The following is a 19,440-nucleotide window of genomic DNA, read 5'->3' on the forward strand; positions in this document are numbered from 1 at the left end:
CGCACCGAAGCGCTTGACTCCGTCGGGACCCAACCCCTGACAAGCGGTGTTCCCCGTCACCCGCGGTGACGACGAGTCGAACACGCAAGGCGGACAGTCCCGCACTCGCCTCGCGTACCGTCCCCGTCCGGAGGCGATGCCGTAGTGTCGACGACCAGTGCGACCAGGGGGGACCGTCGCCTCCCGGCGTGGCTGCTCGCCGGGCTCCGGTTTCTCGTCCACAGCAACCTCTTCATCTCGCTGTCGGCCGCCAGCGTCGTCATCACAACGAGCGTGCTGGCCGGCCTCCCGCTGGAGCCGCTGCCCTTCTTTATCGTCTTCGCCGCGGCGATGTTCGTCTACACGGTCAACCGCTTTACCGATCTCGAGGAGGACCGCGAGAACGTCCCCCGGCGGGCGGCGTTCGTCGAACGCTACGGCTATCTCTGGCTGGCGCTCGGCGTCGGGCTCTACCTCGGCGCGATCGCCGTCGCGGTCGTCCTCGAGCTGCCCGGCGCCGGCTACCTGGTGTTGCCCGCGGTCGTCGCCGTCCTCTACACCTTCGGGGTCAAGCGGGTCTTCCTCGTGAAGAACCTCTTCGTCGGCTTCGCCTGGGCGCTGATCCCGCTCGGCGTCGGCGTCTACTACGAGCAGCTCCTGACCCTCGAGGTGCTCTTTCTGGCGGGCTACGTCGGAGCGATGATCACGATCGCCGCGGCGATCTTCGATATCAAGGACATCGAGGGCGACCGCGAGCAGGGGATCGACACGCTCCCGACGGCGGTCGGCCCCAGACGGACTCGGCTCGCCGCCCAGGCGGCGAACGTCCTTGTCGCCGCGGTCGTCATCGCCGTTATCGCCGTCGACGTCCTCGATACCCGCTTCCTCGTCCTGCTGGCCTTCCACGGTTACGTCGGTTGCTACATCCCGTTCGCGAGCCGCGATCGCGGCCCGCTGTTCTACGGCGGGATCGTCGACGGCGAGCATGTGTTCCTGGCCGCGCTCGTGCTCGTCCTCGAGTGGACCGTCTGGTAGCCCGTACATCCTCGGACGGCCCGAGTACGGTCGGAATACGGCCCGTCATCCTCGAGCTACGCGGTCCATAACAAACCGTCAGTCCGGGGTCTCGTTCCGACGATCGATGGACAGACGAACCTACCTCGCGATGGGGGCGGCGGTCGTCCTCGCCGGCTGTTCGGAGCTGGGCGGTCCCGGCGAGCCGGAGACCCGCGACGAACGACACGACGGCGCAGACGAACCGGCGGCGGACGACAGTTCCGAGGACGAGACGGAGCCCGAGGAGAGCGACGACCGGGCAGCGGAAGACGACCACGAGGACTACCCCGACCTGGTCGGCACCTTCGACGACTTCGAGGTCCTCGAGGCGTGGTGGGAGTGGCAGGACATCGGCACGCTCGAGGCCGACCCGAGTCGGTCGTCGATCGGATCGCAGTCGGTCCTGCTTACGTCCTCGGTCGAGGACCGGGGTCAGGTCCGGGTTCGTCGGGAGCTCGAGGAGCCGATCGACGTCCGGGAGGTCGCGCCCGGGCTTGACCTGGCCACCGACACCGACGGCGGCGTCGTGCGCATCCAGCTTCAGGACGAGGACGCCCACTACGTCGAGTACAGCCAGCGGATCGCGGGCGACACGCCGCTGACACGGCACAACTTCGGGATCACGCGGATCCGTGGCGAGCCCGATCTCAGCGAAGTGGTCGTCCTGCAGGTGATCCGCTGGTTCGGCGACGACGCCGAGGGGCGCCAGTGGGTCGACGACTTCCACTTCGTTCCTCGCCCGACGGGGGGGAAGGTGTTGCTCCAGTTCCACGGCGGCTACGAGCGCCACTACACGAACGCTCTCGAGCGCGTCACGGAGTACGACGTTCCGGCGACGGCCTTTGTCCCGACCGGACGGATCCGCGAGGACGACGCCGTCGACGGCGATCGGCTCACCCGCGAGCAGGTCGACGAGCTCGCGGCCGCCGGCTGGACGATCGGTGCACAGCCCGCGAACGGCCAGCCCCTCGACGGGGTCGATCCGGACGCGCTCGAAGAGAGCGTCCTCGAGCCGATCGACTGGCTCACCGAGGCGGGGTACGACGACGGTGCGCGCTTCTTTGCGTATCCCGGCTCCAGCTACACCGAGGGGAGCTACGAACTCGTCCGGAACAACTACGAGCTGGCGTTCGCGGGTCGCTCCCGATCCCAGGGGTACGCCGGCAACCCGCACCTCTGTTCGACGACCGAAACCCCCGCTCCCGGCGAGGCGACCGACCTGCTCGACTGGACCGTCGAGTGGGGCGGGATCACGACGATTCCCTTCTACGGTCTCGGGGACGACGACGCGCTCGCGGCCCTCGAGGAGACGCTCGCGGGGATCGACGAGCGCCGCTCGGCGGGCGAGCTGGAGGTCCTCACGCCGGCCGAGATGGCCGAGAGCTACGTCTCCGAGTGAGTCAGCGGGGCTCGGGACGCGTCGCTACCGCTGAAAGGCAAACGGCGAGGGAAAAAGCGAACGGCGAGGTGTACAAAACGCGCATGCCGGGTATGGCCGAACACGGTCGTTCGGCCGCCACAGGAGTCGTACCAGAGGGTCGCGGCGTTCAACACGAGATCGGTTTCGTCGCGTGGTTGGTGTGTAATTCGTTAGCATCACCACCGTATCTTCGACGAGGGGATGTCCAGTAATAAGCTTTCCCACTAGTCGTGTCGGAACGGTTCGGGAGGATAAAAGATCGTATGACAACCTTAATCGATATGTACACTCCGTCCGTTCAGCCGACAGCTATCCGCGACGGCCCGCGTTCGTGACGACAGTTAGGGCTCCTCGACGTCGACCCAGAGGTGGACGTGGTACTCGGTGTCGTCGGTCGTCGGCTCCGCGGGCACCTCGCCGTCGGGGAACAGCAGCCAGACGATCCGGACGTCCTCGCCGGTCATCGTCGGCTCGAGCTCGTGGGTCTGGTGCCAGCTCTCGTTGTGGGCAAGCGTCGTCTCGAAGCGGTCGAGCTCCTGCTGGTCGGTGACGACCGTCTCGTTGACCGCCGTCTGGTTCTCGTCCTCGCCGCTCGATTCCGTAACGGCGCTTTCGTTGACGACCGTCTCGGTCTGCTGTTCGACGGCGACCAGCGTGTAGTCGGTCGTCTCGTGTTCGTGGTTGTCGATCCCGAGGACGACCTCGGCGCTCTCGCCCTGCGTGAACTCGGTGGGGTAGCCGTCGGCGACGTACTCGCCGTCGTCGTCCTCGGTGAGGACGTAGACCGCCGAGAACTGCTCGCCCGCGGGCGGGGAGACGACCGCGAAGCCGACGACCCCGACCGCGAGGACGATCGAGAGGATCAGCATGACGTTCAGGGCGCCGTCGAGGCGGGTATCGGGTTCGAGTAGCTCCGTGCGTCCGGCCGCGTACCACTCGTGGTAGGGAACGGCGAACCGCTCCTCGGCGGGCAGCTCCCAGCGGCGGTGGGCCGCGATAGCTGTCGCGGCGACGGTAAAGCCAGAGAGCGCGACCATGATTGGCACCAGGCGGATCCCCCACGGCGTGAAGTTCAACACGAGCCCGATCAGCGGCACGACGGCGATACTCAGCCCGAACGCGAGCGCGACGCGTTCGATCCCGTCGATTCCCTCACGGATCGACTCGCCGGAGAACCGCGCAGTTTCGTCAGCCGCGGGTTCGTCGGCCGTCGGGGACTCCCCGGCCTCGGGAAACAGCGCGGCGATGAAGACGTAGCCGGGGACGAACAGCGCGAAGGCGAGTCCCAGCGGCACCCGCAGTGGCGTCTCGCGGACGATCGGCGCGAAGACGGCGACGTTGACGAGGACGGTCACGGCGAGCATCGCCGCGAGATCGGCGGGCAGCCTGCGAACCGGGCGCGGGAGCAACAACCGAAGCGACCGTCGATCGTCCATTCGGTACGACCTTGACGAGACGACAATAAAAGTCGGTCGATTGGCCGTTCGATCGAGGGCTACTCGAGGTCGGCGTCCTCGCGGAGCTGCTCTGCGAGCGCGAGGACGCGGTCGGACTGATCGGCGGTAACCGGGTTCGGGGTGAACGCGGCCAGCTCGTAGGTCTCGACGAGCTCGCGCAGCGCCTCGGGGTCGGTCTCGTCGGCGTGTTCGCGGTAGAACTCCCAGTGGGTGGCCGCACCCGGACGGCCAAGCGCGCTGCCGTAGGCGTGTCGAACCGCCGCGTAGGCGGTTCGGACGGCGGTGTCGTGGCGACCGTCCCGGCGTCGCTCGTCGGCCCGTTCGAGCAGGCCGTCGACGCGGTCCCGCGTCGCGACCGGATCGATGTCGGGGCCGGCGGCTGCGACCGCGGCCGCCGGCGCTCGGTCGCGTTCGTCGCGTCGCGAGCGGCGGCGCCACCAGCCCGCCAGCCCGAGCATTCCGACGCCGAGTAACGCGCCGACGCCGACGATGGCCGATCGGGGAACCGACAGCGAGTCCCCGCCGTCGGGCATCGCCACGGTCGATTCGGCCTCGGCGGCAGCGAGGTTCGATTCCGTGCCGTCGAAGACGACGGTGACGGTTACGTCCTCGTCGTCGACCGCTCCCGTCTCGACGGTCCCCGAGATCTCGCCGTCAGCGTCGGTCTCGACGGTTTCGGCGGTTACGCCGTCGATCCGGACCTCCAGGGTCTGGTTATCGAGTGGATCGCCCGCCGCGGTCTCGAAGCTGCCGTCGACAGCGATCTCCTCCTCGCCGATCGCCGTCGCCGACGCCGTCAGCTCGGTGTCGGTCTCGGTAACGGTGATCGGCGCTTCGGCCGGCGACGCGGTGAGCGTTCGGTCCTCGAACGGGAGCGAGGCCGTTATCGTCCCCTCGCCCTCCGAGACGTTCGCCGGCACGGACACCGTTCCGTCGAACTCCCCGTCGGTCGTGTTCGTCGTCCCGAGCAACTCGCCGTCGACGCTGATCGCGACCGGGACGTCGTCGACCGGGGCCCCGGCCGCGGATACCGAGCCGCTGACCGACACCGGCTCGCCGTAGGTTGCCTCGCCGGTCGTGGCAAAGTCGTCGATCGTCGCCGTCGTCTGCTCGGGGCTCACCTCGAGTTCGGCCTCGCTGCCGAGGTAGTCCGTGTCGCCGTCGGGAACGTACTCGACGGTGACTGTCTCGGCCTCGAGGTCGAGATCGGTCGGACGGTACTCGAACTCGAATCGGTCCTCACCGGCCCACCACTCCTCGGAGGGTTCGCCGAGCTCGACGGGATCGTCCTCGACCAGGATCTCCAGTTCCCCTTCCTCGACGGGCGAGCCGTCCTCGGTTCGGACCTCGCCGTGGACGACCATCGGATCGTCGAACGACGCCGTCTCGTCGGCGACCTCGAGGTCGAGTTCGGTCTCGACGAACTGCTGATCGCGGACGGCGCTTTGCTCGCTGTCGATCGAACTGCGGCTCTCGTTGATCGAGTCGGCCGCGTCCGAGAGGTCCTGGTCGGTCTCGTTGGCGATCGTCTCGTAGCTGGTGACGGCGTTCTCGCCGGCCTCGTCGAGCTCGTCGTACAGCGCCTCGAGCTCGCGGGCGAGCTCGTGGGCGCGTTCTTCGTCACCCTCCGCGAGGGCCTCCTCGTACTCCGCCTGGGTCTGCTCGTACTCCTCGATGATCTCGGCCATCCGCTCGTGTTCCTGGGAGGCGTTCCGGTAGGCCTCCGACGGATCGTCCTCGTCGCCGGTTCCGCCGGTGACCTCCGCGTACTGCTCGAGGCGTTCTTCGTACTCCTCGCCGACATGGTCCCGGGCCTGGTCGTACTGGCCCTCGCTCAGCGCGACCGTGCTGTCCTGGAGCTGACTCGCGAGCTGGTCCTCGAGCCAGGACTCGAGTTCCTCGTCGTCGCCGCTCCCGTCGTACTCGTCGGGGTTCTGGTGGCGGGGCGTCTCGTTTGTCGCCGGCTCGTCGGTCTGGGCGAGCGCGTCGCTTGCGACCGACTGCGACGAGGACGCGGCGGGAGCACCCGCGACACCGGCGCTCGCTACGATCGGCAGCGAACACGCCAACAGCACGAGGACGAGCGCGCGAACGGCGACGTGGTTCACGATCGGTAATTCACGCCGCCGAACAAAAGCCTGTCTGCTCGCCGTCGCGGGACAACCAGTAAGTTCAACACGTCACCGCAAAACCACTGGTGTATGCGACCGACGCGTCAGGTCTGGGCGGTCGGAGCGATCGCGGGCGCCCTCGCCGTCCTCGCCGCCGTCTTCGCCCGGCCGCTGTTGCTCGGAGCGACGGTGTTGCTCGGCGCCTGGGTCCTCGTCCGCCAGCGCCTGTTCGCGCGCGGCGTCGCCGCGGCCGTCGACTCACTGACGGTCCGTCAGGTGCCGGCCGCGAACACGGTCCGGGCCGACGCGGAGATGCCGGTCACCGTCGAGGCGACCCTCGGCGAGCCCGCCCGACTGCAGCTGTCGGTCGAGGGCGGGGTCCCGACGGGCGCCACCGCCGCGGGGCCGCTGTCGGCGACGCTCGAGCCGGGCGACGCGACCACCCGCGAGACGACGACGGTTACCTGGCCGGTGGCGGGCCGCCACCGGTTCGACCGACCGACCGTCACCGCAAGCGACGGACTGTTTACGACGACGATCCCGGTCGAGTCGCGACCGACGGTGACGGTCGAACCCCGCGGTCCCCACACCGTCCACGTCGGCCGCGGCGGCGACCGGGCGTCGATCGCCCAGGGCGAACACGACGCCGGACAGCGCGGTCCCGGGCTCGAGCCCGCGGAGCTGCGCGAGTACGTTTCGGGCGATTCGGCCGACGAGATCGACTGGAAGGCGACCGCACGGCTCAACACCCTCCACGTCCGCGAGTACGAGACCGAGACCCACCGACCGACGATGTTACTCGTCGACCACCGCGCCGGGCTCGCGGCGGGACCCCCCGGGGAGTCGAAGCTCGACTACCTCCGGGAGGTCGCGCTCGCGATCGCCGCGAACGCCCGTGATCTCGACGACCCGCTGGGCCTGATCACCGTCGGCGACGAGGGGATCACCTCCCGGCTCGACCCCACGACGGGGCCGGCTGCCTACCTGTCGCTCCGGCGGCGCCTGCTCGAGCTCGAGCCGACGGGACTCGACGACGGCGAGGTCCCCGAGGCGGCCAGCCGCACACACCCGATCCCGGGACCGGTTCCGACGCCGAGCCGTCCGCGGGCGGCGCTGTCGGCCCTCGAAGGGACGAACGATTCCTTCACACGGACCCTCGAGCCGTTCTACGCGGCCCGCACGGAGTACGACATCCGCTTCGACGCCGATCCGCTGGTCGGCGCGATTCGAACCGCACTCAGCGGTCAGGACAGCCGCCAGTGGACGATCATCTGTACGGACGACTCGGACCACGAGTCGCTGTACGAGACGATCCGGTTCGCTCGCGCCAGGGGCAGCGAGGTGCTGGTTCTGCTGACACCGACGGTACTGTTCGCGTCCGACGGGCTCGGTGACCCCGACCGCGCGTCCGATCGTTACCTCGAGTTCGAGGAGCTGCGCCGCGATCTCGACCGGATGGACGCGGTCACCGCCTTCGAGGTCGCGCCCGAGGATCGGCTCTCGGCCGTCCTCGAGACGACTCGATCGCGCTCGCGAGGTGGGCTGCAGTGAGCGATCCCGCGACGGCCACTCACGTCGAGTCGACGTTCGTCACCGAACGGCCATCGACGCTGTCGACGGCGGTCGGCGCCGTTGCGCTCGTCGGCGCCTTCGGCGCGGCCGCGGGACCGCCGGGGATCGGCGCCGGGATCGCGACGATCCTGCTGTGGTACGGGTTCGGAACGCCGTACGCGATCGCCGTCGGCCACGTCCTGTTGCTGGCGCTGTTTCCCGACGGGATCGACCCGATCGCGTTCGTTCTCGCCGAGGCCGGACTGCTTGCCGTACTCGTGTTGCCCGCCCTGCAGACCCGGGCACCGCTTCGTACCGCTGCGGGAACGCTACTGACCGTCGCCGTCCTCGGCGGGGTGAGCTGGCTCGCGGTCGTCTCGCTGTCGCTGTGGCAGGCCGCCGCGGTCACCGCAGGGACGATCGCGCTCGCGGGCTACGCGCTCTACCGCTACGGACTTGTCGCGCTCGGCCTTGTCGACGACGACGCTTCCTCCACTACCGACGAATGAGCACATACGATTTCGAATCCAGCGATGGAACCGAGACGGAGACAGTTTCCGCATCGAGCGGGACGAGCGACCGCCTCGAGCGGGCCGAGGCCAGAGCGGAGCTGCTCGCCGAGGAGAACCGACGGCTCCGTGCCCAACACGCACGCGCCCGCCGCTCGAAGTATCGACGGACGGCGCTCGGACTCGTCGCGATCGGCCTCTGTGCGGTCGCGGGCGGCGTGATCTTTCCCGACAGCCGCGAGCTCCTGCTCGCGCTGGGCGCGACGGGGCTGTTCGGCGGGCTGCTCACCTACTACCTGACCCCGGAACAGTTCGTCGCCGCCTCGGTCGGAGAGCGAGTGTACGCCGCCTGGGCCGCCAACGGCGAGTCGCTCGCGGCCGAGCTCGGACTGCGAGAGGACCGGGTGTACGTCCCCGACGAGCGGGCCGACACCGCCCGACTGTACGTGCCGGCGAGGGCGGAGTTCGAACCGCCGACGGACGCCGACGGGCCGGTGGTCGTCGACAGAGGCAGCCACGGACTCCTGGTCGCGCCGACGGGTGCGACGCTGTTCGAGGAGTTCGAGCGCGTCCTCTCGGGCGACCTCGCGAGCCGCCCCGAGCCCCTCGCGGTGCAGCTGGCCGACGGCGTCGTCGAGCAGTTCGAGCTCGCCGACGGGGCCGACCCGGACGTCGACGCGGCAGGTGGCCGCGTCACCGTCGGGATCTCCGGGAGCGCGTTCGGCGCCGTCGACCGGTTCGATCACCCGATCGCCTCCTTCCTGGCAGTCGGGCTCGCCGTCGGTCTCGATCGCCCCGTCGTCCTCGCGGTCGAGGACGGTGACGATCGGGCCGACTGGCTGGTGACCTGTCGGTTCGAGCCGGACGAGGACGTCGCCGGAAACGAAAACGAAATCGAGACGGAGACTGAGGCCGACGCCGCGGACGACGGGTCGGACGAGGAAACGGACGGCTCCTTCTAGTTCGGCGTCGGCTTCCCGCCGAGCCCGTCGGTGTCGGGGACGGTGACGGTGTCGACGATCTCTTCGACGACGTCCGCGGGACCCACGTCGCTCAGTTCGGCCTCCGTGTCGAGCACGAGGCGGTGGGTGAGGATCGGCTCCGTCAGCGCCTTGACGTCCTCGGTCGTCGCGTACTCGCGGCCCCGGATCGCGGCCCGGGCCTTGATTCCCCTGAGGAAGGCCAGCGACGCCCGCGGCGAGACGCCGTAGCTGACGTCGGGATGGTCACGAGTCGCGGCGACGAGATCGAGGACGTACTCGGTGACCGGCTCGGCGACGTGGACGTCGGTGACGGCCTCGCGGGCCGCGCGGATGTCCTCGGTCTGGACGGCCTGACTGATCGCGTCGGGGCCGAGCTCGGGCTGGTCGTCGAACCGCCGGAGCAGCTCGGTCTCCTCCTCGCGGTCGGGGAGGTCGATGGTGAGTTTGAACATGAAGCGATCCCGCTGAGCCTCGGGCAGCTCGAAGACGCCCTCCATCTCGATGGGGTTCTGGGTCGCGACGACCATAAACGGCTCCGGCAGCGCCAGGGTCTGGCCCTCGATCGTGACGGTGCGTTCCTGCATCGCCTCCAGCAGCGCCGACTGGGTCTTCGGCGTCGCGCGGTTGATCTCGTCGGCGACGACGAGGTTCGAGAACACCGGCCCCCGCTGGAGCTCGAACTCGCCGGTGGCCTCCCGGTAGATCTGGGTGCCGGTGATGTCGGCCGGCATGATGTCGGGGGTCATCTGGACGCGCTGGTAGTCGAGCCCGGTCGCCCGCGCCAGCAGGTTCGCGATCGTCGTCTTGGCGACGCCCGGAACGCCCTCGAGCAGGAGGTGGCCCCGCGTCAACAGGGCGATCGTCAGGTGTTCGATCGCGTCCTCGTTGCCGACCAGGACGCGTTCGGTCTCGGTCCTGATCGATTCGTACACCGTCTGTGGATCGTCCGCGAAGGGCCAGTTCCGGTCCGTCTCGCTCATCGCTCCTCGTGTTTCGACCGGGAACGGTTAAGCGCTGTTATCGTTTCGCGGATCCGCTCGTCGTCCCACTCGGGGTGGCGCTCCCGGAGCAGCTCGGCTCGTTCGTCGTCCGAGAGGGTCGATCCGGGCTCGTCGTCCGCGGTGAGGCGGGCCCGGACAGCGCCGACGCCGTCCCGGAAGGTCCGGTTCGAGGCGCCCAGAACGGCGACGACGGCGAACAGACCGACCAGCGCCTGCAGTGCGGGCACCTCCCGAAGGGTCAACATCGCGGCCGCAAGCGGCGGCAGCTCCTCGCCGTGGCTCAGATCGAACAGGACGCGGTCGTCGTCGGCGTACTGGCGCTGGAGGAAGGCGGCGTTGTCGGGCTCGTCGTACATCGCGTTGATCGTGATACTCGGGTCGCCGACGACGACGACCTCGCCCGCGCCGACGTCCTCGACGGTCGCGACCGGGTAGGCCGCGAAGCCGGTGTCGTCCTCGAGTTCGGTGCCGGGCGACTCTGCCAGGTGAGCGTAATCGCTGGTTCCGACCAGCACCGTCGCGCCGTTCGGTTCGACCGCCGTCGCGTAGTTCAGCGAGAGCTGGTCGACGCCGGCGGTCCGGTCGTGGTCGGCCGTCCAGGTGGCGATCGGCATCGTCGGCCCCTGGGCGTGATTCTGTTCGTCGTGCAGGACGCTCCCGTTCGTCCGGGCGTCGGCGCCGACGGCGTCGAGCAGGTCGTTCGAGTCGGTGCCGAAGTTCTCGAGGACGACCAGCGTCCCGCCGTTCTCGACGAAGGTACCGACGCGGGCGGCGTCGGCGGCGGCGTAGGACTCGTCGGGGGCGGCGACGATCGCCGTCGTCTCGTTCGCGGAGACGTCCGCGTAGCGGTCGGTGTCCCGAACGATCTCACCGTCGGTGTCGTCGTCGGTCTGGATCACCTCCCGGAAATCGTCGGTCCCGTCCCAGGCGGGATTGTACGGACCGAAGGCTGCCGAGGACGTCGACGCCGCCAGGAACAGTCCGACGAGGACGACGGCTCCAAGCGCGACGAGCAGGGCGGCCGGCCAGTCGATCCCGTCGCGGTCGGTGACGTACGAGCGGAGGTTCACGCGACCACCTCGGGGAGGGCGAGAGTGGAGACGACTGCGGGGCTCAGAACGGCATCACCTCCGGCGGGAGGATCTCGACGATCCGCCGGACGACGATAACCGCGAACCCGACCAGGCCGAGCCCGATCAGCCACAGCAGTCGTCGTCGCCAGGCGGGCGTGATGTTGACCGGAGCGGTGAGTTCGGTGACGATCAGGAGCCCGATCAACGAGAGCACGAAAAACAGCTCGTAGGAGAGACTCCCCAGCAGGGTCAGCGCGACGATCGTCGCGAGCATCCAGGCGAGCTGTCCGTGGACGAACCGCATCCGGCGCTGGGTCGGCATCTACTCGAGTGAGCGAGCGCGGAGACCGTAAATCTCTCGTTCGAGCGACCGGTCGGCGCGGTGATCGTTCCGGACGCCGAACGCGTGGCTTCGCCCGGCGTCCAGCAGGCGAGACGCACGCGAGCGGCGTCGAGAGCGAGTTCGATAGTTATTTACGACGACTCTTCCCTTACAACTCTACTTCCGGTTTCGATGACGTATCTTCGCGTGCTCGTCGGTCGCTGGTCGCGGCGGGACCGACTCGCGGTGCTCGTAATCGCGCTGACGGTAGCGCTGCTGGTCGGTGCCGCGTTGCTCGTCGTCGCCGCCGGCGACCAGACCCGCAGCCTCGCGGCCGAGTACGACGGGAACGCCTCGGTCGACAGCTACGACGACGTCGACGAGGCGACCCGCACGGCCGACCCCGAGGACGTCGTCCTTCCGACGGCGACGGCCGTCGATCCGGGCGGGGAGGCCCATCGGGTCGTCGCGATCCCCGAAGACGCCTCGACGGTCGGTCTCCCCGACCCGCCCGAGGGAACCGTCGCACCCGGTGTCGACGTCGACGCCGGAAACGAGTCCTGGCGACTCGAGGGGAGTACGGGGACGGCGGCGACGACGGTCGGCGCCGCGAACGGCGACGACACCATCCCGCCGACGTGGGTCCGAACGACCCCGGAGACCCTCGCCGAGGTCGGCCCGACGGGCGCGCTCGTCGTCTCGCCCTCCTCGGAGGGTGACGCGCCGCTGATCGGCGCCCTCGAGTTCTTCACCCACGGCGCCGCCGACGTCCTCGGAATCGTCCGGACGGGGATCGCTGCGGCCGGCGTGATCGTCGCCGTGACCCTCTCGAGCGTCGTCCGGATGACGATCCGGGACCGCGCGCGGACGATCCGCGTGGTGCGAGCGACGGGCGCCTCGCCGCGACGGGTTCGACTCGCGTTCGCGGCGCGGGCCGGCGCGATCGCGACCGTCGGCGGCGTCCTCGGCTACGCGATCGGCACGATCGTCACCAACGCGGCCGTCACCGCGGCCGTCGTTGTCGGGCTGCCGACGACCCTGTCGGTCGCCGTGACGCCCGAGATCCTCCGGCTCGTCGTCGCGATGCTCGCCGCGGTCGGGCTCGTCGGGGTCGCGACGGGGTACGTCACGGCCCGAGCCGCGACGGCGAAACCCCCCGCTCGGGTCGGACGCGAGGAGTCCGGCGGGAGCGAGGACGGACCGCGCGGACGAGTGCGCCGGGTCGGCGCCGGCGTCCGCCGCCGTCTCGGACCCTCGGTGCTGGCCCCGCGGACGATCCTCCCCGCGACGGCGACGCTGTCGACGTTCGCGGTGATCGTCCTGCTGGTCGCCTCGCTCGGGACCGTCGGCGCCTCGCTCGGGACGGCCGGGACGGCGATCGCCGAGCCCGACGCCGCCCACCCCGCCGACAGCCGGGTCTCGGCCGACTACGCCGAGAGCCTCGAGCAGCGGGGGATCCCAGCGAGCCCGGAGATCCTGCTGTTCGCGAGCCACGACGAGGAGCCCTACCTCGTTCGGGGCGCCGACTACGGGGCGTTCGCGAGCGTCTCCGACCCGCGTCTCGTCGAGGGAACCGAGCCGACGGCCGACGAGGACGCCGTCGTTGGGGTCGAGCTGGCCGACGCCCTCGGGGTCGGGCCCGGCGACGAGCTGGTCGTCGGCGGGAGCACCGACGCGGCGGTCGGGATGGTGACCGTCGTTGGCACCGTCGAGACGGGCGGGTTCGCGGACCACCAGCTGCTGGTCTCGCTACCGACCGCGCGTCACCTCTCGGCGCTCGAGGGCGACGACGTGAACCAGATCCGCACGGCCGCCGCACCCGCCGAGGACGCCGACGGCGAGGCGGTGACGGTGGTCGACGTCGACGGGCCGGCTCACGTCGCTCCCGGCGAGTCGGTCACCGCCGAGGCGACCGTCTGGAACCCCACCGCCGAGGACGTCGAGCGGACTCTCGAGGCGCAACTCGGGGACGACGAGGCGAGCCGAACCGTCGAGATCGAGCCCTACGAACACCGCACCGTCGCGTTCGAGCTGGCGACGTCCGTGGCCGACGAGTACGAGCTGACGGTCGGCGACGTGACGAGCTCGGTCGTCGTCGCGGACGCGGCGCCGCTTGAGTCGCCCGCGCTGCCGGCGTCCGGCCCCCCGGGGGCGTCGCTGTCGGTTCCCGTCGAGACGATCGACGGCGAGCCGGTTTCGAACGCGACGGTGCGGGTCGGGAACCGAACCGCAGAGACAGGCGCCGACGGCGTCGCGGGAATCGAGCTCCCGGCCGACCCCGGGACGTACGAGGCGACGGTTCGGGCCGGAGAGCGCGAGCACACCGCGTCGATCCGCGTCGCTCGAGACGCCGACCGCGACCCCGCGACGTCGGTATCGATCAGCCCGTCCTCGCCGTCGGTCCACGCCCAGCCGACCGCGGCGGTCGAGCTCGTGAACCCGTGGAACCGGTCCGTCGAGAGCCCGATCGAGCTCGCGGGCGCCGAGGCGAGCGAGCGGACGACGGTCGCTCTCGAGCCCGGCGAGACGACAACGCGGACGACGACGCTCTCCCGTCAGCCTCCGGGAAACCACTCCGTCGCCGTCGCCACCGGGGACCGAACCCTGGCGACGACCGAGTACGAGGTCGTTGGGGACGACCGCGTGGTGAGCGCGCTGGCCGCCAGCGGCCACCATCGGGCCGACGGCGGAATCGAGACGGCGATCGAGTACGCCGTCGGCAACCTCCAGGTCCTGCTGGGAGCGCTGACGGCGCTCGCGGCGGTGACCGTCGTCGGCGCGACCAGCGCCGTCCTCGCGCGAGCGATTCGCGCCCGCCGTCGGACCCTCGCGATCTACCGGGCCACCGGCGCGTCGCCGCGGCGTCTTCTCGGGATCGTGCTGGGCGACGCCGCCAGGATCGGGGTCGTCGCCTCGGCCGCCGCGGTCGGGGTCGCCGTCGGCGTCCTCGAGCTCCTGGCCGTGACCGGGCGGCTGACGGCCTTTGGGATCTCGCTTGCCCCCCGGCCGACGGCGACGGTCGCGCTCGCCGTCTTCGGCGGCGGGCTCGTGTTGACCCTCGTCGCGGCGCTGGTCGCGACCCTGCCGATACTCCAGCGACCGCCCGCCTCGTTGCTGGCCGCGTCCTCGGCCCGAATAGCGACCGATCGTCGCGAACGTTCGGCACCCGGTTCGGAGCCCGAACACGACCAAACTGATTGATCCTCGAAAACTATATTCAATACCCGAAGTTCTGAGAAAGAATTAACTACACATTCGTCGGATCGGACGACTATGTCACGCAACGGCAGATCGCGGAGGGACGTGTTACGGCTGCTAGGGACCGCGGGTGCGAGCCTCTCGTTCGTCGGGCTCGCCTCGGCGAGCGACGGACGGGCGCGGTACGTCGCTCAAACCTCCAACCCCATGAGGATCGAACGCGCGGGGTTCGAGGTGCTGTCGGAGCTGGCCGACGGCGATGTCGCGCTGGTCGCTGGTCCCGAGGACGCAACTGACGACCTTGCCGCCGTCTCCGGCGTCTCGACGGCGGTTCCGGACTTCGAGGTCAAACTCGAGGGGCCCGCGCCCGCCGAGGCAGACGTCGAACCGGCCGTCGTCGACGTCGATCCGGACGACGTCTACGAGGAGTTGCTCTGGGACAAGCAGCTCCAGAAGGTCCGGGAGGCCCACGAGTACGCCACCGGAGCGGGCCGGACCGTCGCCATCCTCGATACCGGCGTCGACGAGGACCATCCCGATCTGAACGTCGACGGAGACCACAGCGTTGTGATCACCGACGGAGAGCCGGTTCAGGAGGTCGGCGACTCGGGGTTCCACGGGACACACGTGGCGGGAACCGCCGCGGGAACGGGTGACGTCGCGATGGTCGGAACCGCGCCGGACGCGACGATCGTCTCGGTCCGGATCCTCGGCCCCGACACGGGTACGTGGGGTGACATCCTCGCAGGAATGGCGTACGCCGCCGAGATCGGCGCCGACGCTGCGAACATGAGTATCGGGACGGTGCCCATCCCGCCCCAGGCACACGCCGAGGGCTACAACCAGCTGATGCAGTCGGTCGCGAACACCGTTACGCGTGACGGGACCCTGTTAGTCGGCAGCGCTGGGAACGACGACGCGAACCTCCAGCAGGGCGGCTTCTTCACACTTCCAAACAGCCTCTCCGGCGTGTTCTCGATCAGCGCGACGACGCCGACCGATCTGAAGACCCACTACTCGAACTACGGCACCAACGAGATCGGCGTTGGCGCACCCGGCGGCGGGTATGAGACCGAAGAACGGACGTTCGAGGACGAGGACGTCGAGTACCCGTGGCCGCTGAACGGGGTGTTCTCGACGGTTCCGGACACGGGCCTCCTTCCCGATCCGTACCCGGACACGACGATCGCCGGCGAGGCCTATGGGTGGGCGATGGGCACCTCGATGGCGGCCCCACAGGTGTCCGGACTCGCCGCGCTGGTCCGCGAGCGCGACCCGACGACGAACGCTCGCCAGGTCGAGAGCGCGATCGCTCACGGCGCCGAGGGAACGAACGGTCGCAGCAACCCCGACCTCGCCGCGGGGCGAATCAACGCGTTGCGGACCGTCGAGGACCTGTAGCGACCCGGGACGATCGGTTATTTGTGATCCCGCCGCCAATCGGTCGGCCGTGTCCCCCGCAGACCCCGTCCTGAAGGCGGTCGACGTCGCCGTTCGCCGTGGCGGCCAACAGATCCTCGCGGACCTCTCGCTGTCGATCCCGAGCGGGTCCCGGACGCTCGTCCGCGGCCCCAGCGGCGCCGGGAAGTCGACGCTGTTCGCGGTGCTTGGACTGCTCGAGCCGCCCGACAGCGGCCGGGTCGTCGTCGATGGCACCGACGCCAGCGAGCTCCCGGAGCGGCGGCGAGCCCGGCTCCGCCGGGACGCGATCGGCTTCGTCTTCCAGGACTTCCAGCTGGTTCCGGACCTGACCGCCCGCGAGAACGCCCTGTTGCCCCAGAGCCACGGCGGCGACCGCGACGAGGACTGGATCGACGAACTGTTCGACGTCCTCGGGGTCGTCGACCGCGCGGATCGGTACCCGGCGACGCTCAGCGGCGGCGAGAAACAGCGGGTCGCGATCGCCCGCGCGCTCGCCAACCGGCCCGACGTGGTGCTCGCCGACGAGCCGACCGGACAGCTCGATCCCGAGACGACCGACCGCGTCGCGGAGCTACTAGTCGACGTCCAGACCTCGGCTGACACGGCGCTCGTGACGATCAGTCACGATCCGTCGCTCGAAGGGCTGTTCGATCGCACCGCGACGTTGCGGGACGGACACCTGATCGAGACGACCGACACCAGTTGAGACGGATCGCCGTCCGCGGCCGATTCCAAACTATGTTGGAATGGGAAATTTATTCCCCGCCTGCCTGGGATAGTACGCGGACTTCCAGTTTGAACCTGGACCCACCGCACACGGTTGGCCGTTCTCCGACGGCCACTCGTGGACATCACCCCCTTTGCCGTTCCTCCCTCTGAACCTCGATACCGACACTCGTGGGTCTCGTACACACGCTTCAAACAACATTTATATGCAGTGCCGTTGCCGTCTCCGTTGATGTCCACGAGCGAACAGAAACTAGCGGTTTCGGAGGAGCTAGCGATACCGGAGGAGCTGGGCTCGTCACAGGCCAAGCTCGTCTACCTGGCATTGCTAGAACTGGGGGACGCGACTGCAACCGAACTCCAGCAGCTGCTGGGGCTATCGAAGCTGACACTACTACCGATTCTCTCGGAACTGGTCGCCGACGGGCTCGCCGACTACGAGCAGGGGACGTATGTCAGCAGGTGAGCGATCGCCGGTTCCGACCGGAAACGCCGACCTCGAGGACGCCCTCCGGGTCGACTGCTACGTCCGCCCGTCGGTTCCGACGGCCGTCGAGGACGTAATCGAAACCGTCGCCGACCGTCTCGAGGAGCTGTGTCGCGACGGCAGTATCGAGGAGTACCGGATCGTTCGGTGGCCGCCGGCGGGAGCCGCCGCGCCTGCGGCCGACACGAGTGAGTCGTCCCGCGAGCGGCTGGTCGACTCTTTCGAGCGCTGGGCCGAGGACGCGACGTCCTCGCTCGAGCCGGCGTTCCGGCGCCGAACGGTCCCGCCGTCGCCGCTCCGTCCGGACGGCGACGACCTCGAGCGGGTTCGGGTTCCGCTGGTCGCGCTGGCGCTGTACGAAGCCGGCGACGGGGACGACTCCGCCGAGGAGACGACGCTTCGGGGCGTCGTGCCCCACACGGACCGAACGGCGACGGGCGCCGATCGGACGTACACCGTCGAGGAGTGGCTCGCGACCGCCGAGCACGTCGACGCGGCGGCCGACGGCACGGCTCGGAGCGAGCAGGCCCCGCTCCCAGAGGGTGGCCGATGACGTCCTCGGACCGTGTCGCGGTCATCGGCGCCTCGATGACCCAGTTCGGGCAACGCGAGGCGTGGATCCAGGAACTGCTCGCCGAGGCCGGACTCGACTGTCTCGAGGACGCGGGCGTCGACGCCGGCGAGGTCGAGCACCTGTACGTCTCGAACATGACCAGCGGCGAGTTCGAGGGGATGACGGGTGTGATGAACGCGCTGGCCCACGACATCGGCGCGTTGCCGGCCTACACCCAGCGCGTCGACCAGACGAGTTCCAGCGGCGGTGCGGGGATCTTCGCGGCCTGGCAGTCGATCGCCAGCGGAGCCAGCGAGATGACGCTACTCGTGGGTGGGGAGAAGATGACCCACACGACGACCGGCGAGTCGACCGACATCATCGCGTCGATCACCCACCCCGTCGAGTACAAGACCGGCGTTACGCTGCCGTCGTTCGCAGGTCTCACGGCGCGCCATTACCTCGAGCGCTTCGACGCACCCCGCGAGAGCCTCGCGAAAGTGGCGTCGAAGAACCACAAGAACGGCGTCGACAACCCTCACGCGCAGTTCCAGAAGGAGGTCGACGAGGAGACGATCCTGGAGTCGCCGATCATCGCCGACCCGCTGCGGCTGTACGACTTCTGTCCGGTCACCGACGGCTCGGCGGCGATGCTGTTCTGTCCGGAGTCGGTCGCAAAGGAGTACACCGATGAGTACGCGATCGTTTCCGGCGTCGACGGGGCGACGGACACCCACGTGGTCCACGAGCGCGAGGACCCGACCACCATGCGCGGCGTCGTCGAGAGCGGGAAGGGCGCCTACGAGATGAGCGGCTACGGACCCGACGATATCGACGTCGCGGAGCTCCACGACATGTTCACGATCCTGGAGTTCCTCCAGATGGAGGGGCTCGGGTTCGCGGAGAAAGGGGAAGCCTGGGAGCTCGTCGAGGAGGGGTACACCGAGCGCGATACCGGCGAACTGCCGATCAACACCTCCGGTGGGCTCAAGTCGAAAGGCCACCCGCTTGGGGCAAGCGGCGTCGCCCAGGGCGTCGAGATCTACGAACAGCTCGTCGGCGAGGCCGGCCCGCGGCAGGTCGACGCGGACGTCGGGCTCTGCTGTAACGTCGGCGGCTTCGGCAACTGCGTGATCACGACCATTATGGAGGCTGCACGATGACGATGGAGGCGACCCGCTACGCGGACGGCACGATCAGCTACCCCGGCCACCCGCGCAGCCGAGCGGGCGCGGAACCGGTCGGAACGATCGACCTCAGCGAGCACACCGCCGAAGTGGTTACCTGGACGACCAGCACGGCGACTCCGCCAGGGATTCGGGAACCGAACCACCTCGCGATCGTCGAGTTCGACGTCAGCGAGGACGTCGATGACGGCGAGACGTCGGTCCGAGCACTCGTCCAGCTCGCAGACGGTGAGGCCGAGACGGGCGACGAGGTCGAACCCGTCTACACCGAGGAGCTGCGCGAGCCCGGCGCGGGCATCAGAGAGCCCGACAGCCAGGACTGGGACGGCTACCGGTTCGAACCGGTCTGAAGAACCGTCCTCGGCGTCGAATACCCTCGACACGCGCGCGGATCGCTTCCCCCAC

At 69.4% G+C, this 19,440-nt stretch carries 17 protein-coding genes; 12 read left to right on the forward strand and 5 right to left on the reverse strand.

Features of this window, described 5'->3' with window-relative positions; genetic code table 11:
* The first annotated feature begins 144 nt into the window (after positions 1 to 144).
* Together NATOC_RS13830 and NATOC_RS13835 are read left to right on the forward strand one after the other, a co-directional pair.
* On the forward strand, positions 145 to 1,014 hold the full coding sequence (locus NATOC_RS13830; protein WP_015322075.1) for a UbiA family prenyltransferase: 870 nt from the start codon (positions 145 to 147) through the stop codon (positions 1,012 to 1,014).
* A 106-nt stretch (positions 1,015 to 1,120) separates the two neighbouring features.
* Complete coding sequence (locus NATOC_RS13835; RefSeq protein WP_015322076.1) at positions 1,121 to 2,434, forward strand: polysaccharide deacetylase family protein; 1,314 nt, start codon at positions 1,121 to 1,123, stop codon at positions 2,432 to 2,434.
* Between the two features lie 362 nt (positions 2,435 to 2,796).
* On the opposite strand, the gene NATOC_RS13840 is transcribed toward NATOC_RS13835, so the two are convergent.
* Both NATOC_RS13840 and NATOC_RS13845 read right to left on the reverse strand, forming a co-directional pair.
* Positions 2,797 to 3,891, reverse strand: a complete 1,095-nt coding sequence (locus NATOC_RS13840) for a DUF1616 domain-containing protein (RefSeq protein ID WP_015322077.1) — start codon at positions 3,889 to 3,891, stop codon at positions 2,797 to 2,799.
* 59 nt (positions 3,892 to 3,950) lie between these two features.
* Complete coding sequence (locus NATOC_RS13845) at positions 3,951 to 6,020, reverse strand: hypothetical protein (RefSeq protein ID WP_015322078.1); 2,070 nt, start codon at positions 6,018 to 6,020, stop codon at positions 3,951 to 3,953.
* Positions 6,021 to 6,113: 93 nt separating this feature from the next.
* Here NATOC_RS13845 and NATOC_RS13850 point away from each other — a divergent pair, with 93 nt between their 5' ends.
* The 3 genes from NATOC_RS13850 to NATOC_RS13860 are packed head-to-tail and all read left to right on the forward strand — an operon-like array spanning position 6,114 to position 9,045.
* Positions 6,114 to 7,574 carry a DUF58 domain-containing protein gene (locus NATOC_RS13850; RefSeq protein WP_015322079.1) on the forward strand — a complete coding sequence of 487 codons (1,461 nt, stop codon included), beginning with the start codon at positions 6,114 to 6,116 and terminating at the stop codon, positions 7,572 to 7,574.
* Positions 7,571 to 8,083 (forward strand): hypothetical protein, encoded by a 513-nt coding sequence (locus NATOC_RS13855; protein ID WP_015322080.1) that lies wholly within the window; start codon positions 7,571 to 7,573, stop codon positions 8,081 to 8,083. Before NATOC_RS13850 ends, NATOC_RS13855 begins: the two co-directional genes overlap by 4 nt.
* Positions 8,080 to 9,045 (forward strand): hypothetical protein, encoded by a 966-nt coding sequence (locus NATOC_RS13860; RefSeq protein WP_015322081.1) that lies wholly within the window; start codon positions 8,080 to 8,082, stop codon positions 9,043 to 9,045. The genes NATOC_RS13855 and NATOC_RS13860 overlap by 4 nt, the downstream gene beginning before the upstream one ends.
* Here the strand turns inward: NATOC_RS13860 and NATOC_RS13865 are convergent.
* The 3 genes from NATOC_RS13865 to NATOC_RS13875 are packed head-to-tail and all read right to left on the reverse strand — an operon-like array spanning position 9,042 to position 11,462.
* Positions 9,042 to 10,046: an AAA family ATPase gene (locus NATOC_RS13865; RefSeq protein ID WP_015322082.1), complete on the reverse strand. Its 1,005-nt coding sequence runs from the start codon at positions 10,044 to 10,046 to the stop codon at positions 9,042 to 9,044. The two genes, NATOC_RS13860 and NATOC_RS13865, sit on opposite strands and share 4 nt — an antisense overlap.
* On the reverse strand, positions 10,043 to 11,137 hold the full coding sequence (locus NATOC_RS13870; protein ID WP_015322083.1) for a DUF4350 domain-containing protein: 1,095 nt from the start codon (positions 11,135 to 11,137) through the stop codon (positions 10,043 to 10,045). Before NATOC_RS13870 ends, NATOC_RS13865 begins: the two co-directional genes overlap by 4 nt.
* A 43-nt stretch (positions 11,138 to 11,180) precedes the next feature.
* Positions 11,181 to 11,462 carry a hypothetical protein gene (locus tag NATOC_RS13875; RefSeq protein ID WP_015322084.1) on the reverse strand — a complete coding sequence of 94 codons (282 nt, stop codon included), beginning with the start codon at positions 11,460 to 11,462 and terminating at the stop codon, positions 11,181 to 11,183.
* 192 nt (positions 11,463 to 11,654) lie between these two features.
* Between NATOC_RS13875 and NATOC_RS13880 the strand changes: the two genes are divergently transcribed.
* From NATOC_RS13880 to NATOC_RS13910, 7 genes are all read left to right on the forward strand, one after another.
* Positions 11,655 to 14,663: an FtsX-like permease family protein gene (locus NATOC_RS13880; protein ID WP_015322085.1), complete on the forward strand. Its 3,009-nt coding sequence runs from the start codon at positions 11,655 to 11,657 to the stop codon at positions 14,661 to 14,663.
* Between the two features lie 72 nt (positions 14,664 to 14,735).
* Complete coding sequence (locus NATOC_RS13885) at positions 14,736 to 16,061, forward strand: S8 family peptidase (RefSeq protein ID WP_015322086.1); 1,326 nt, start codon at positions 14,736 to 14,738, stop codon at positions 16,059 to 16,061.
* Positions 16,062 to 16,110: 49 nt separating this feature from the next.
* Positions 16,111 to 16,788 carry an ABC transporter ATP-binding protein gene (locus tag NATOC_RS13890; RefSeq protein ID WP_015322087.1) on the forward strand — a complete coding sequence of 226 codons (678 nt, stop codon included), beginning with the start codon at positions 16,111 to 16,113 and terminating at the stop codon, positions 16,786 to 16,788.
* Positions 16,789 to 17,040: 252 nt separating this feature from the next.
* The gene (locus tag NATOC_RS13895; protein WP_015322088.1) at positions 17,041 to 17,274 is read left to right on the forward strand and encodes a helix-turn-helix domain-containing protein; all 234 of its coding nucleotides are present in this window, start codon (positions 17,041 to 17,043) and stop codon (positions 17,272 to 17,274) included.
* Positions 17,261 to 17,848, forward strand: a complete 588-nt coding sequence (locus NATOC_RS13900) for an HTH domain-containing protein (RefSeq protein ID WP_015322089.1) — start codon at positions 17,261 to 17,263, stop codon at positions 17,846 to 17,848. Before NATOC_RS13895 ends, NATOC_RS13900 begins: the two co-directional genes overlap by 14 nt.
* Entirely contained in the window at positions 17,845 to 19,011 is a 1,167-nt protein-coding gene (locus tag NATOC_RS13905; protein ID WP_015322090.1) for a thiolase family protein, read from the forward strand. The genes NATOC_RS13900 and NATOC_RS13905 overlap by 4 nt, the downstream gene beginning before the upstream one ends.
* Complete coding sequence (locus NATOC_RS13910; RefSeq protein ID WP_015322091.1) at positions 19,008 to 19,385, forward strand: PhlB family protein; 378 nt, start codon at positions 19,008 to 19,010, stop codon at positions 19,383 to 19,385. Before NATOC_RS13905 ends, NATOC_RS13910 begins: the two co-directional genes overlap by 4 nt.
* Positions 19,386 to 19,440 lie beyond the last annotated feature (55 nt).

It is taken from the genome of Natronococcus occultus SP4, from assembly GCF_000328685.1.
Classification (GTDB): Archaea; Halobacteriota; Halobacteria; order Halobacteriales; family Natrialbaceae; genus Natronococcus; species Natronococcus occultus.

Excerpts from the sequence above, each read along its gene's own strand:
- NATOC_RS13835 (WP_015322076.1), top strand. The coding sequence starts at position 1,121 with ATGGACAGACGAACCTACCTCGCGATGGGGGCGGCGGTCGTCCTCGCC.
- NATOC_RS13840 (WP_015322077.1), bottom strand. The coding sequence starts at position 3,891 with ATGGACGATCGACGGTCGCTTCGGTTGTTGCTCCCGCGCCCGGTTCGC.
- NATOC_RS13850 (WP_015322079.1), top strand. The coding sequence starts at position 6,114 with ATGCGACCGACGCGTCAGGTCTGGGCGGTCGGAGCGATCGCGGGCGCC.
- NATOC_RS13860 (WP_015322081.1), top strand. The coding sequence starts at position 8,080 with ATGAGCACATACGATTTCGAATCCAGCGATGGAACCGAGACGGAGACA.
- NATOC_RS13865 (WP_015322082.1), bottom strand. The coding sequence starts at position 10,046 with ATGAGCGAGACGGACCGGAACTGGCCCTTCGCGGACGATCCACAGACG.
- NATOC_RS13875 (WP_015322084.1), bottom strand. The coding sequence starts at position 11,462 with ATGCCGACCCAGCGCCGGATGCGGTTCGTCCACGGACAGCTCGCCTGG.
- NATOC_RS13880 (WP_015322085.1), top strand. The coding sequence starts at position 11,655 with ATGACGTATCTTCGCGTGCTCGTCGGTCGCTGGTCGCGGCGGGACCGA.
- NATOC_RS13885 (WP_015322086.1), top strand. The coding sequence starts at position 14,736 with ATGTCACGCAACGGCAGATCGCGGAGGGACGTGTTACGGCTGCTAGGG.
- NATOC_RS13895 (WP_015322088.1), top strand. The coding sequence starts at position 17,041 with ATGTCCACGAGCGAACAGAAACTAGCGGTTTCGGAGGAGCTAGCGATA.
- NATOC_RS13900 (WP_015322089.1), top strand. The coding sequence starts at position 17,261 with ATGTCAGCAGGTGAGCGATCGCCGGTTCCGACCGGAAACGCCGACCTC.
- NATOC_RS13905 (WP_015322090.1), top strand. The coding sequence starts at position 17,845 with ATGACGTCCTCGGACCGTGTCGCGGTCATCGGCGCCTCGATGACCCAG.
- NATOC_RS13910 (WP_015322091.1), top strand. The coding sequence starts at position 19,008 with ATGACGATGGAGGCGACCCGCTACGCGGACGGCACGATCAGCTACCCC.